The organism is Acidovorax sp., from assembly GCF_047607405.1.
Lineage (GTDB): Bacteria > Pseudomonadota > Gammaproteobacteria > Burkholderiales > Burkholderiaceae_C > Acidovorax.
The window spans coordinates 1-13013 of record NZ_JASGDA010000088.1 but is presented as its reverse complement, the minus strand read 5'-3'; the positions used below and the strand labels follow the sequence as shown (position 1 = coordinate 13013).

Below are 13013 nucleotides of genomic sequence, written 5' to 3'. Positions count from 1 at the left end.
GAAGCCAGTGATATATTGCTGGCAATATGAATTATGTGCTGGACACGAATGTACTGGTAGCAGCCGTGCGCAGCCCGGCAGGGGCCTCTGCCGAGTTGCTGCGCCGGGCGCTTTTGCGCCAGGTGCCCGTGTTGTGCAGCGTGCCCTTGTTCATGGAATACGAGGCGGTTCTGATGCGCCCTGAGCAGTTGGCGGCAGCCGGTGCGCAGCCTGAGGATGTGCGCAACACGCTTCACGTTTTGGCCCGAGTGCTGGTGCCCGTATCCATCCAATTCTTGTGGCGGCCCCAACTGCGCGACCCCAACGACGACATGGTGCTGGAGCTGGCCGTGAACGGTCTGGGGCAGGGGCAGCCCGTCACGCTGGTGACGTTCAACCAGCGCGACTTTCTGCCGCAGGCAGCGCGCTTTGGTATCCCGGTCATCGGGCCAGCGCAATACTTTCAAGGAGCTTGATCATGGGAACCCAAAGCAACTACGCCTTGCGTCTGCCTTTGTCGCTGAAGGCTGGAGCCGAGCAGGTGGCGCGTGAAGATGGCTCCACCCTCAACCAATTCATCGTCAGTGCGGTGGCCGAAAAGCTGGCCGCGATGAAAACGGCGGATTATTTTCTGGAGCGCGGCCGCATGGGAGACCTGGACGCCGCACTGGCCTTTCTGCGCCGCGACGGCGGGCAAGCTCCGGCCGACGACGATCGGCTGCCAAGCCCCTGAGATTTCATCAAAAATCATAGCGCCTGGTGCTTTATGGATAAGCGCCAGAGGGCAAAAAGGCTTGAAACTCTGGCTCACCCGCTGCGGTACCAGCGCACCATGCGCCAGACGGCAACGCCAAGGGCGCCTGGAACCAGCACCAGGGCGAGAAGCGACCAGGCGAACAGGAAACCGCTCCACCCGCTGGCCCATCCATTGCATTGAAACCCGCCAAATCCGAAAGCACAGTGCGATTCGGATACCTGCCATACCAGCAGGCTCAGCGCCGCAACGCAGAGGAAGACGCCAACGCTCACGAGCGGGAAGCGAATTTTCTGATCCATAGGTCTAACCCCCGGCAACCTGCCTGCGGTACTGCGTGGGCGAACACGCCATCGTCCGCTTGAACGCCGCGCTGAACGAGCTTTCCGACTCGTACCCCAGCGAAAACGCGATCGACGACACCTTCTCCCCGCCCCGGCGCAGGCGGTCGGCGGCCAGCAGCATGCGCCAGCGCGTCAGGTAGTCCATCACCGTGCTACCCACCAGCGCTTTGAAGCGCTGCGCGAACACCGTGCGCGAGACGCCTGCGATGCGGGCCAGTTGCTCCAGCGTCCAGGCGCGGTCGGGCTGGGCGTGGATGGCGCCGATGGCGGGGCTGATCTGCCGGTCGGTCAGGGCCAGGAACCAGCCCCGGGGCGCGTCGCCGTGCGCGCTCAGGAACAGCCGCAGCGCCTGCACCAGCATCAGGTGCGCCAGGTGCGTGGACATGAGCGTGCCGCCCGGTTGCTGCTGGCGCAGCTCGCTGGTCAATTGCTCCAGCGCCCAGCGCAGCACCCCGGCCTGGGCCGATGCGCTGGGGATGTGGATCATGGGCGGCAGCGCGTCGAACAGCACGGCGGCATGGTGGCCCGAGAAGTCGAAGCGCCCGCTGATGAGGAGCACCTCGCCGCCGCCGTTGTGTACCGCGATGCCTTCGCGGGCGGCGGCGTCCAGGACCAGGGCCGGGTCCTGCGGCGGCAGGGCCGGGTCGGACGACAGCACGAAGCGCCGCCCGCTGTTGAGCAGGTAGCAGTCCCCGGCCTCGAAGCGCACCGGCGCGGTCAGCCCGTCGGCCATGCCCCAGCAGGTGCCGCGCACCACGGCGGTGAACTTGATGCCTTCATGCGGCGGAAAGTCGAAAGACCAGTCGCCCGCCGCGTCGAAGCCCGCGTAGTACTGGCTGCGCGGCTGCAGCAGGGAGAGAACGTCGGAAAGCGGGTCCATGGGCGATAAATCCGTACGATGGCGATGAAATAGCGTACTCTAATGTATGGATCATACGTCTTGGGCCATTTAAAGTGGCGTCCATCCCATTCATTGAGCCAAGGAAAGACAGCATGAGCCAAAAGCAATCCGTCACTTTCAAGAACCGCACCTGGGAGGTGGCCGCCGAGTTGTACCTGCCCCCGGGCTTCGACGCCGTCAAGCAGTACCCCGCCATCGTCTGCGTACACCCTGGCAGCAGCTGCAAGGGCCAGACGGCGGGCCTGTATGCGGGCAAGCTGGCCGCGCAGGGCTTCGTGGCGATCGCCTTCGACGCCTCGTTCCAGGGCGAAAGCGGCGGCGAGCCGCGCTACATCGAAGACCCCGCGACGCGCGTGGAAGACGTGCGCTGCGCGGTGGACTACCTGGTGACGCTCCCCTATGTGGACGAAGAAAAGATCGGCGTGCTGGGCGTGTGCGCGGGCGGCGGCTACGCGGTGAACGCTGCCATGACCGAGCATCGCATCAAGGCCGTCGGCTCCGTGGTCGGCGCCAACATCGGCAAGCTGTACCGCAGCTACGGCGCTGCCGCCATGCTGGAGAACGTGGGCAAGCAGCGCACCGCCGAGGCGCGCGGGGCCGAGCCGCTGGTCACCCCCTGGATCCCCAACAGCGCGCGGGAGCGCGAGCAGGCGGGCATGAACGATGTCGATCACATCCAGGCCGTGGAGTACTACCGCACCCCGCGCGGCCAGAACGCCTGCGCGCCCAACAAGCTGCGCTTCACCAGCCTGGCGAGCGTGCTGGCCTTCGATGCCTTCCACCTGGTCGAAGAGCTGCTGGTGCAGCCCATCCAGATCATCACCGGCAGCGTGCCTGGCGCGTTCGGCTCGATGAAGGACGGGCGGGAGTTGTACGAGCGCGTGAAGGGCGAGAAAGACCTCTACGTCGTCGATGGCGCCACCCACTACGACCTGTACGACCAGCCCGAGGCCACCGACAAGGCGGTGGCAAAGCTTGCGCCGTTCTACAAGAAGCACCTGGGCGCATAAGGCGCGCGGTTGAACGTGCGTTTTGCATCCGCTGCCCGCCTCGTCGGCGGGCTTTCCCTCGTTGTACTCATCGCCGGGGCCACCTACGCCATGCTGCAACCCCCTATCGGCGACTACGCCGCATCCCCCCAGTCGCACGAAGGGCGCTTTCATAACCCGCGCCCGCCCGGCCCCGGCGACATGCCCGAATCCACGCTGCGCGTGTGGTGGGACTTTTTGTTCAACAAGCCCGCAGGCACCGTGCCCCCGTCGCCCATACCCATCCAGCGCCTGACCCGCGCCGACCTGGACGCCGCGCCCGACCGCAGCCTGTACCGCCTGGGCCACTCCACGCTGCTGATGAAGCTGCGCGGCCAGTGGTGGCTGACCGACCCGGTGTTCAGCGACCGTGCCGCGCCCGTGCAGTTCATGGGCCCCAAGCGCTTCCATGCGCCGCCCATCGGCATCGACGAACTGCCGCCCATCCGCGCCGTGATCCTGTCGCACGACCACTACGACCACTACGACCACCTCGACCACGCCGCCATCCGGCAGCTGGCGGGCAAGGTGCAGCAGTTCCTCGCCCCGCTGGGCGTGGGCGACCGGCTGGTGGACTGGGGCGTGCCGCAGGGCAAGATTGCGCAGTTCGACTGGTGGCAGGGCACCGAGGTGGAGGGCCTGAAACTCACCCTCACGCCCACGCAGCACTTCTCGGGCCGCAGCCTCACCGACGGCAACCGCACGCTGTGGGGCTCGTGGGTCATCCAGGACGACGCCTTTCGCCTGTTCTTCAGCGGCGACAGCGGCTACTTCGAGGGCTTTGCCGAGATCGGCCAGCGTTTCGGCCCTTTCGACCTGACGCTGATCGAAACCGGCGCCTACAACGCGCAGTGGCCCTACGTCCACATGCACCCGCCCGAAACCGTGCAGGCGCACCAGGACCTGCGCGGGCGCTGGCTGCTGCCCATCCACAACGGCACGTTCGACCTGGCGATGCACGCCTGGGACGACCCGTTCGAGCAGGTGCTGCGCTACGCCGCCGAGCGCGGCGTGCGCGTGGCCACGCCCCTGATGGGCGAGCGCGTGGACATGAACGCGCCGCAGGAGGGCAGCCGCTGGTGGCGGCTGCAGAAATAAGAGTCAAATTGGCCTCTAGCGCTTATGGGTCGGGTGCTAGCAGCTATCATTTTTGCGGCATTGCACCGCATTGCTAACCCAGCGCGCTCACCAGAACTTCCACCACGGATCCGACTTCTCCTTGAAGCCGCTGCGCAGGTAGGCGCTCTGCGGGTACGAGGCGTCCATCACCCGGCGCGCATCGTCGCGCAACTGGGTCATGCCCAGGGCGTCGTAGGACTGGATGAGGATGTACAGCGCTTCTTCGAGCGCGGGCACGCCCTGGTAGTCGGACAGCGCCACCTGCGCGCGGTTGATGGCCGCTACGTAGGCACCGCGCTGAAAGTAGTAGCGTGCCACGTGTACCTCGTACTGCGCCAGCGAGTTGACGATGTAGGTCATGCGCTGGCGCGCGTCCGGCGTGTAGCGCGAATCGGGAAAGCGCGTGACCAGTTCGCTGAAGGACTCGAACGAGTCCTTGGCTGCTTTCTGGTCGCGCTCGGACAGGTCCTGGCGCGAGATGAACGAGAACAGGCCCAGGTTGTCGTTGAAGTTGACCAGCCCTTTCAGGTAGAGCGCGTAGTCGAGCGCGGGGCTGGCGGGGTGCAGCTTCATGAAGCGGTCGAGCGTGGCGATGGCCTGGGCCTTCTCGCCCGACTTGTACTGCGCGTAAGCCTTGTCGATCTGGGCCTGCTGGGCCAGCGGGGTGCCTGCGGCGCGGCCTTCGAGTTTCTCGTACAGCGGAATGGCCTTGTCGTAGGAGCCGCTGTTGAGTTCGTCCTGGGCTTCCGAGTGGATGCGGTTGGGGCTCCAGTTGGCCGTTTTGTCATCGCTGGTACTGGAGCAGCCCGCCAACAGGCCGATGGCCAGCAGAGCGGAAACGAGTGGCAGGGAGTAACGCGGCATCGAAAGCAGCTTTCAGCAAAACAGGATCGGGAATTGTACCGGCGCGCCCTTTCTACAATGGCCGCCATGTTTGTCCACTTGCGCCTGCACACAGAATTTTCCGTCGTTGACGGCACCAACCGCATCGACGAGGTGGCCAAGGCCGCCGCCCGCGACGGCCAGCCCGCGCTGGCCATCACCGATCTCAACAACCTGTTTGGCGCGGTCAAGTTCTACAAGGAAGCCCGTGGCAAGGGCGTCAAGCCCATCCTGGGGGCCGAGATTTTTCTGGAGGGCGATGCGGGCGCAGCGCCGTCGCGCATCGTCGTGCTGGTGCAGAGCCGCCAGGGATACCTTCATTTGTCGGAACTGCTCGCCCGCGCCTGGACGCGCAACGTGGTCAAGAACCAGCCGCTGTGTACCTGGGCCTGGCTGGAGGAACTGTCGGAAGGGCTGATCCTGCTGGCGGGCGCGCAGGCAGGGCCGGTGGGGCAGGCGCTGCTCCGGGGTGATGAACCTGGCGCCGCCAGCCTGGCATTGCGGCTGGCGGGGCTGTTTCCGCACCGCTTCTACATCGAACTGCAGCGCGCGGGCCGTGCCGATGACGAAAGCCACGTCGTGGCCGCCGTCCAGTTGGCGGCGCGGCTGAACCTGCCCGTAGTGGCCACGCACCCGGTGCAGTTCGCCACGGCGGACGACTACGAGGCGCACGAGGCCCGCATCTGCATCGCGGAGGGCGAGATTCTTGCCAACCCGCGCCGCGTGCGCAAGTTCACGCGCGACCAGTATTTCAAGTCGTCTGCGGAGATGGAAGCGCTGTTCGCCGACGTGCCCTCGGCCATCGCCAACACGGTGGAGATCGCGCAGCGCTGCAACCTCACGCTGGTGCTGGGCAAGCCGCAGTTGCCGGACTTCCCCATCCCTGGCGGGTTGTCGATGGACGATTACTTCCGCCAGGCGTCGTTCGAGGGCCTGGAGGAGCGCCTGGCGCTGCTCTACCCCGACACCGCAGAGCGCGACAGGCAGCGGCCCCGCTACGTGGAGCGGTTGGAGTTCGAGATCGGCACCATCCTCAAGATGGGCTTTCCGGGCTACTTCCTCATCGTGGGCGACTTCATCCAGTGGGCCAAGAACAACGGCTGCCCCGTGGGGCCGGGCCGGGGCTCGGGCGCGGGCTCGCTCGTGGCCTATGCGCTCAAGATCACCGACCTGGACCCGCTGCAGTACAACCTGCTGTTCGAGCGCTTCCTGAACCCGGAGCGGGTGTCGATGCCCGACTTCGACATCGACTTCTGCCAGTCCAACCGCGACCGCGTGATCGACTACGTGAAGGAGAAGTACGGCAAGGATGCCGTCAGCCAGATCGCCACCTTCGGCACCATGGCCGCCAAGGCTGCCATCCGCGACGTGGGCCGTGTGATGGACATGAGCTACACGTTCTGCGACGGCATCTCCAAGCTGGTGCCCGGCAAGCCCGGCCAGACCTACACGCTGGCCTATCCGCCCGAGCCCAAGAAGGAGGGCGACAAGAACAACTACGCGCTGGAGCTGGAGCCCCTGCTCTACGAGCGCGTGCGCAAGGAAGAGGACGTGCGCACCATCATCGAGATGGCGCAGAAGCTCGAAGGCATGACGCGCAACATCGGCATGCATGCGGGCGGCGTGCTGATCGCGCCGGGCAAGCTCACCGACTTCTGCCCGCTCTACCAGCAGCCCGGCAGCGAATCGGCCGTGAGCCAGTACGACAAGGACGACGTGGAGGCCATCGGCCTTGTCAAGTTCGACTTTCTGGGGTTGGCCACGCTCACCATCCTGGAGATCGCGCGCGAGTTCATCACCCGGCGCCACAAGGGCCAGGAGAACTTCGCGTTCGAGCACATCCCGCTGGACGATGGCCCCACCTACAAGCTGTTCTCCGACGGCAAGACCGAGGCCGTGTTCCAGTTTGAATCGCGCGGCATGCAGGGCATGCTCAAGGAGGCGCGTCCGAGCCGGTTGGAAGACCTGATCGCCCTGAACGCGCTCTACCGCCCGGGGCCCATGGACCTGATCCCCACCTTCGTGAACCGCAAGCACGGCAAGGAACCGGTGGAGTACCCGCACCCGCTCGTGGAGCCCGTGCTGGCCGAGACCTACGGCATCATGGTCTATCAGGAGCAGGTGATGCAGACCGCCCAGGTGCTGGGCGGCTACAGCCTGGGCGGCGCCGACATGCTGCGCCGGGCCATGGGCAAGAAGAAGGCCGAGGAGATGGCCGAGCACCGCGCCATCTTCCGCAAGGGCGCGGCGGAAAAGGGCATCAGCCAGGAGAAGGCCGACGAGGTGTTTGACCTGATGGAGAAGTTCGCGGGCTATGGCTTCAACAAGTCGCACGCCGCTGCCTACTCGCTGCTGGCCTACCACACGGGCTGGCTCAAGGTGCATTACACGGCCGAGTTCTACTGCGCGAACATGACCGTGGAAATGGACGACACCGACAAGCTCAAGGTGCTGTACGAAGACGCGGTCAAGCACTTCGGCATCAGCTTCGAGCCGCCGGACGTGAACCGGGGCATGTACCGTTTCGAGCCCGTCACCGACAAGATCATCCGCTACGGTCTGGGCGCCGTGAAGGGCACGGGCCAGCAGGCCATCGAGGCCATCATCGCCGCCCGCGAAGGGCGGGGCGAGGGGCCGCAGGGATCGACCACCGGGCCGTTCAAGAGCCTGTTCGACTTTTGTGTTCGGGTGGACCGCCAGCGCATCAACAAGCGCACGGTGGAGGCGCTCATCAAGGCGGGCGCATTCGATTCGCTGCACCTCAACCGCGCCGGGCTGGTCGCGTCCATCGACCGCGCCTTCGAATTCGCTGCCGCCACGCTGGCGAATGTGAACCAGGGCGGTCTGTTCGACATGATGGGTGACGACGCCCATGGCTCCAGCACGCAGGAGCCCGCGCTGGTGGACGTGCTGCCCTGGGGCATCAAGGAGCGGCTCACGCAAGAGAAAACGGCCATCGGCTTCTACCTCTCGGGCCACCTGTTCGACGAGGTCGCCACCGAGGTGCGGCGTTTCGTGCGCACTCCCATCGACGAACTGCTGGACAGCCGCGAGCCCCAGGTGCTGGCCGGCATCATCAGCGACCTGCGCGTCATCAACGGCCAGCGCGGCAAGCTGGCGCTGTTCCGGCTGGACGACAAGTCCGGCGTGATCGAGGCGTCCGCCGACGAGGCGCAGCTCAACACCTACCGCAACCAGCTCAAGGACGACGAATTCGTGGTCATCGCGGGCCGCTTGCAGCAGGACCACTTCAGCGGCGGCTTGCGTGTGAAGGTGCAGCAGCTGTGGGACCTGGCGGGTGCGCGCTGCCGCTTCGGCAAATACCTGCACGTGGCCGTGCAGGACAAAGGCCCCGACGTGCAGCGCCTGGTGCGCGAATTCCCCCCACGCCGCGAGGAGCTGCCCGAGGGCGACGTGCTGCACCACGGTTTGCGCGTGCGCATGGGCGTGCGCTGCGCGGGCGAAGGCGACACGGCGGTGGCCGAACTGCAATTGGGCGACAGCGCCCGCTTCTACCCCACCGACGCGGCCCTGGCCGCCTGGACGGCGCAGTCCGCTGCGGCCACGGTGGTTTACGAATAGCCGGAATCAGGCCACGGCAGAGGCCGCTAGAATGAATTTCATGGCAACAAAACCACCTTCCACCCCCACCGCGCCGCCCGTGGTCCGGCCTGCGCGGGACGACGGCGGTTCGGTCGTGCTGGAGCGGCGCACCCAGCGCACCCAGCCGCCCAAAATGCACCAGGTGGTCATGCTCAACGACGACTACACCCCCATGGAGTTCGTTATCGTCATGCTGCAGGAGTTCTTCGCCAAAGACCGCGAAACGGCCACGCAGATCATGCTCAAGATCCACCTGGACGGCAAAGGCGTCTGCGGCGTGTATTCGCGCGACGTGGCCGCCACCAAGGTGGAACAGGTGCTCGATGCCGCCGCCAAGGCGGGCCACCCGCTGCAATGTGTCAGTGAACCTGTTGAATAACAGGTCTTTGGCCCCGATCTACAGTCATTCTTTTCACGCAAGCACAAAGGAGTTCTCACATGATTGCCCAGGAACTGGAAGTCAGCTTGCACATGGCCTTCGTCGAGGCCCGTCAGCAGCGCCACGAGTTCATCACCGTGGAGCATCTGTTGCTTGCATTGCTCGATAACCCCAGCGCAGCGGAAGTGCTGCGCGCATGTTCGGCCAACATCGACGACCTGCGCTCGTCGCTGACGAACTTCATCAAGGACAACACGCCCCAGGTCGCCGGTACCGACGAGGTGGACACGCAGCCCACGCTGGGCTTCCAGCGCGTGATCCAGCGCGCCATCATGCACGTGCAGTCCACCGGCAACGGCAAGAAAGAGGTGACGGGCGCCAACGTGCTCGTGGCCATCTTCGGCGAGAAGGATTCGCACGCCGTCTATTACCTGCACCAGCAGGGCGTCACGCGCCTGGACGTGGTCAACTTCATCGCCCACGGCATCAAGAAGGGCGAGCCCCCCGAGCCCGCCAAGGCCGAGAACCAGGCCGAGGGCGAAGAGGGCGCGGGTGGCGGCGAGCGCAGCGAAAAGGCATCGCCCCTGGAGCAGTTCACCCAGAACCTCAACCAGGCCGCCAAGGACGGTCGCATCGACCCGCTGATCGGCCGCCACTACGAGGTCGAGCGCACCATCCAGATCCTGTGCCGCCGCCGCAAGAACAACCCGCTGCTGGTGGGCGAGGCAGGCGTGGGTAAGACGGCGATTGCCGAGGGCCTGGCCTGGCGCATCACGCAGAACGACGTGCCCGAGATCCTGGCTGAAGCCACGGTGTATTCGCTGGACATGGGCGCGCTGCTGGCGGGCACCAAGTACCGGGGCGACTTCGAGCAGCGCCTGAAGGGCGTGCTCAAGAGCCTGAAGGACAAGCCCAACGCCATCCTGTTCATCGACGAGATCCACACCCTCATCGGCGCGGGCGCTGCCTCGGGCGGCACGCTGGACGCGTCCAACCTGCTCAAGCCCGCGCTCTCCAGCGGCCAGCTCAAGTGCATCGGCGCGACCACGTTCACCGAATACCGCGGCATCTTTGAAAAAGACGCGGCCCTGTCCCGCCGCTTCCAGAAGGTGGACGTGGTCGAGCCCACGGTGCCCGAGACCATCGAGATCCTCAAGGGCCTCAAGAGCCGCTTCGAGGAGCACCACAGCGTCAAATACGCTGCAGCCGCGCTGCAGGCCGCCGCCGAGCTGTCGGCCAAGTACATCAACGACCGCCACCTGCCCGACAAGGCCATCGACGTGATCGACGAGGCGGGCGCGGCGCAGCGCATCCTGGTGGCCAGCAAGCGCAAGAAGACCATCGGCAAGGCCGAGATCGAGGAAATCGTCGCCAAGATCGCACGCATCCCGCCCGCGAACGTGAGCAACGACGACCGCGGCAAGCTGCAGACGCTGGAGCGCGACCTGAAAAGCGTGGTCTTTGGCCAGGACAAGGCGCTCGAAGTGCTGGCCTCTGCCGTCAAGATGGCGCGCTCGGGCCTGGGCAAGGGCGACAAGCCCATCGGCTCCTTCCTGTTCAGCGGCCCCACGGGCGTGGGCAAGACCGAGGCGGCCAAGCAGCTCGCGTACATCATGGGCATCGAGCTGATCCGCTTCGACATGTCCGAGTACATGGAGCGCCACGCCGTCAGCCGCCTGATCGGCGCGCCCCCCGGCTACGTGGGCTTCGACCAGGGCGGCCTGCTGACCGAGGCCATCACCAAGAAGCCGCACGCCGTGCTGCTGCTCGACGAAATCGAGAAGGCCCACCCGGACATCTTCAACGTGCTGCTGCAGGTCATGGACCACGGCACGCTGACCGACAACAACGGGCGCAAGGCCGACTTCCGCAACGTGCTCATCATCATGACCACGAACGCGGGCGCCGAGACCATGAACAAGGCGACCATCGGCTTCACCAACCCGCGCCAGGCGGGCGATGAAATGGGCGACATCAAGCGTCTGTTCACGCCCGAGTTCCGCAACCGGCTGGACGCCATCGTGAGCTTCAAGGCGCTGGACGAGCAAATCATCCTGCGCGTGGTGGACAAGTTCCTGCTGCAGCTCGAAACCCAGCTCGCCGAGAAGAAGGTCGAAGTCACCTTCACCGACACGCTGCGCAAGCACCTGGCCAAGAAGGGGTTCGACCCGCTCATGGGCGCGCGCCCCATGCAGCGCCTGATCCAGGACACCATCCGCAAGGCGCTGGCCGACGAACTGCTGTTCGGCCGCCTGACCGAAGGCGGGCGCCTGACGGTGGACCTGGACGACAAGGGGGAGGTGCTGCTCGACATCCAGGCGCTGCCCAAGAAGGACCGCGCGGCCAAGTCCGAACCGACCGAGCCCGAGGAAGCCACGGCGGACTGACCTGTCGCCACAACACTCGCGCCATTCGCTGACAAGACTCAGCGCCCGAGCCAGTCATCATTGCGGTGACTGGCTTTTTTCATTCCTTTTCACCCCATACCAGGAGCCGACGACATGATCACCACCGAGCCCACCATGACCAACCTGTTCCTGCAACTGGGGCTGGACGCTGGCGAACAGGACATCGCCCGCTTCATCAAGACCCACCAGATCGACACCGCCGTGGCGCTGGGCGATGCCCCTTTCTGGACGGACGCGCAGCGGCAGTTCCTGTCCGAGCAGCTCAAGGCCGACGCGCACTGGGCGGTGATCGTGGACCAGCTTGGCGAAGCCCTGCACTACGACGCCGTGCAGCGCGACGCGGCACGGTGAAGACAGCTCCGATTCCCCCAAATTTGAATCAAATAGGCCGCCAGCGCTTGTCGATCAAGCACTGGTAGCTATTGAAACAGTAGCATTCCCCGTCAAGGTGCCCGCAGGCGGTGCAGCAATTCCAGGGTGGGATAGCCGTCCGCCACCAGCCCCACGCTCTGCTGGAATCGACGCAGCCCTGCGCGCGTGGCAGGGCCCGCCACGCCGTCGGGTGCGCCAGTGTCGAAGCCGCGTGCGTTCAGCGCCTGCTGCAGGGCCTGCACCTCGGCGCGCGACAGCGGCTGCAGTTCGCGCGGCCAGGGCGCTTGCAGGCCCGCGCCGCCGTCGATCTGGCGCGCCAGCAGGCCCACGGCCAGCGCGTAGTTCGCCGAGTTGTTGTAGCGCAGCAGGGCGCGGAAGTTGGGGCCGACGAGCACGGCGGGCCCGCGCGCGCCTGCGGGTGTGAGGATGCTGGCGCCCTGCAGCGCAGGCAGCGGCGCGCCGTCCACGCCGCGCACGCCCTCGGCAGCCCAGGCATCGCTGGCCTGGCGCACCGACAGCTCGGCGCGGGCGTAGTCGAAGCCGGGCGGCAGCAGCACTTCCACGCCCCAGGGCTCGCCCGCCCTCCAGCCCGCATGCGCGAGGAAGTTGGCTGTGGAAGCAGCCACGTCGGCCACGCTGCCCCAGATGTCGCGGCGGCCATCGCCGTCGGCGTCCACCGCATGGGCCAGGAACACCGAGGGCATGAACTGCGTGTGGCCCATGGCCCCCGCCCACGATCCCACCATGCGGTCAGCGGCAATGTGGTCCTGGTCCACGATGCGCAGCGCGGCCAGCAACTCGCCCTCGGCCCAGGCGCGGCGGCGACCGTCATGGGCCAGCGTGGCCAGGGCGTCCACGGTGCGGAAGCTGCCGAAGTTCTGGCCGTAGTTGCTCTCCATGCCCCAGATCGCCGTGATGACCTCGGCGGGTACGCCGTATCGGCTGGCTGCCGCATCCAGCGCCGCCTGCTGCTCGGCCCGTTTGGCGCGGCCCTGGGCGATGCGCTGGGGCGAGACGGCGCTGTCCAGGTAGGCCCAGGGCGGGCGCGTGAACTCGGGCTGGGCGCGGTCCAGCTCCACCACGCGGGGCAGCCACTGGGCCTGGCCGAGCACGTCGCGCACGGTGGAGGGGCGTATGCCCGCAGCCAGGGCCTGTTGGGCGAACGCGGCGCGCCAGGCGGCGAAGTCTTCGGCGCGGGCGTCCGCCGGGGCGGCCACGGGGGCGGGCGGCGGTGGGGCCGTGTC

Annotated in this window: 12 protein-coding genes; 8 read left to right on the top strand and 4 right to left on the bottom strand. The window is 66.4% G+C overall.

What is annotated here, in order from left to right; genetic code table 11:
• Positions 1 to 26: 26 nt before the first annotated feature.
• Both QM569_RS10075 and QM569_RS10070 read left to right on the top strand, forming a co-directional pair.
• Positions 27 to 455, top strand: a complete 429-nt coding sequence (locus QM569_RS10075; protein WP_414987098.1) for a putative toxin-antitoxin system toxin component, PIN family — start codon at positions 27 to 29, stop codon at positions 453 to 455.
• Positions 456 to 457: 2 nt separating this feature from the next.
• The gene (locus tag QM569_RS10070; RefSeq protein WP_414987097.1) at positions 458 to 712 is read left to right on the top strand and encodes a YlcI/YnfO family protein; all 255 of its coding nucleotides are present in this window, start codon (positions 458 to 460) and stop codon (positions 710 to 712) included.
• Between the two features lie 74 nt (positions 713 to 786).
• On the opposite strand, the gene QM569_RS10065 is transcribed toward QM569_RS10070, so the two are convergent.
• Entirely contained in the window at positions 787 to 1035 is a 249-nt protein-coding gene (locus QM569_RS10065) for a hypothetical protein (RefSeq protein WP_414987096.1), read from the bottom strand.
• Positions 1036 to 1039: 4 nt separating this feature from the next.
• On the bottom strand, positions 1040 to 1957 hold the full coding sequence (locus tag QM569_RS10060) for an AraC family transcriptional regulator (RefSeq protein ID WP_414987095.1): 918 nt from the start codon (positions 1955 to 1957) through the stop codon (positions 1040 to 1042).
• A gap of 113 nt (positions 1958 to 2070) precedes the next feature.
• Here QM569_RS10060 and QM569_RS10055 point away from each other — a divergent pair, with 113 nt between their 5' ends.
• Complete coding sequence (locus tag QM569_RS10055) at positions 2071 to 2988, top strand: alpha/beta hydrolase (RefSeq protein WP_414987094.1); 918 nt, start codon at positions 2071 to 2073, stop codon at positions 2986 to 2988.
• A 90-nt stretch (positions 2989 to 3078) separates the two neighbouring features.
• A complete protein-coding gene (locus QM569_RS10050) occupies positions 3079 to 4104 on the top strand; it encodes an MBL fold metallo-hydrolase (protein WP_414987093.1) in 1026 nt (341 codons plus the stop codon).
• Positions 4105 to 4191: 87 nt separating this feature from the next.
• Here QM569_RS10050 and QM569_RS10045 read toward each other — a convergent pair whose 3' ends face one another.
• A complete protein-coding gene (locus QM569_RS10045) occupies positions 4192 to 4989 on the bottom strand; it encodes an outer membrane protein assembly factor BamD (protein ID WP_414987092.1) in 798 nt (265 codons plus the stop codon).
• Positions 4990 to 5055: 66 nt separating this feature from the next.
• Between QM569_RS10045 and dnaE the strand changes: the two genes are divergently transcribed.
• The 4 genes from dnaE (at position 5056) to QM569_RS10025 (ending at position 11748) form a co-directional block, all read left to right on the top strand.
• Positions 5056 to 8589, top strand: a complete 3534-nt coding sequence (gene dnaE, locus QM569_RS10040) for a DNA polymerase III subunit alpha (RefSeq protein WP_414987091.1) — start codon at positions 5056 to 5058, stop codon at positions 8587 to 8589.
• 31 nt (positions 8590 to 8620) lie between these two features.
• Positions 8621 to 8989, top strand: coding sequence for an ATP-dependent Clp protease adapter ClpS (clpS, locus tag QM569_RS10035; protein ID WP_414987090.1), 369 nt, complete (start codon positions 8621 to 8623; stop codon positions 8987 to 8989).
• Between the two features lie 59 nt (positions 8990 to 9048).
• Positions 9049 to 11376 (top strand): ATP-dependent Clp protease ATP-binding subunit ClpA, encoded by a 2328-nt coding sequence (clpA, locus tag QM569_RS10030; protein WP_414987089.1) that lies wholly within the window; start codon positions 9049 to 9051, stop codon positions 11374 to 11376.
• Positions 11377 to 11490: 114 nt separating this feature from the next.
• The gene (locus QM569_RS10025; RefSeq protein ID WP_414987088.1) at positions 11491 to 11748 is read left to right on the top strand and encodes a DUF2789 domain-containing protein; all 258 of its coding nucleotides are present in this window, start codon (positions 11491 to 11493) and stop codon (positions 11746 to 11748) included.
• A gap of 92 nt (positions 11749 to 11840) precedes the next feature.
• Here QM569_RS10025 and QM569_RS10020 read toward each other — a convergent pair.
• On the bottom strand, positions 11841 to 13013 hold a 1173-nt coding region (locus QM569_RS10020), incomplete at its 5' end, for a lytic murein transglycosylase (protein ID WP_414987087.1).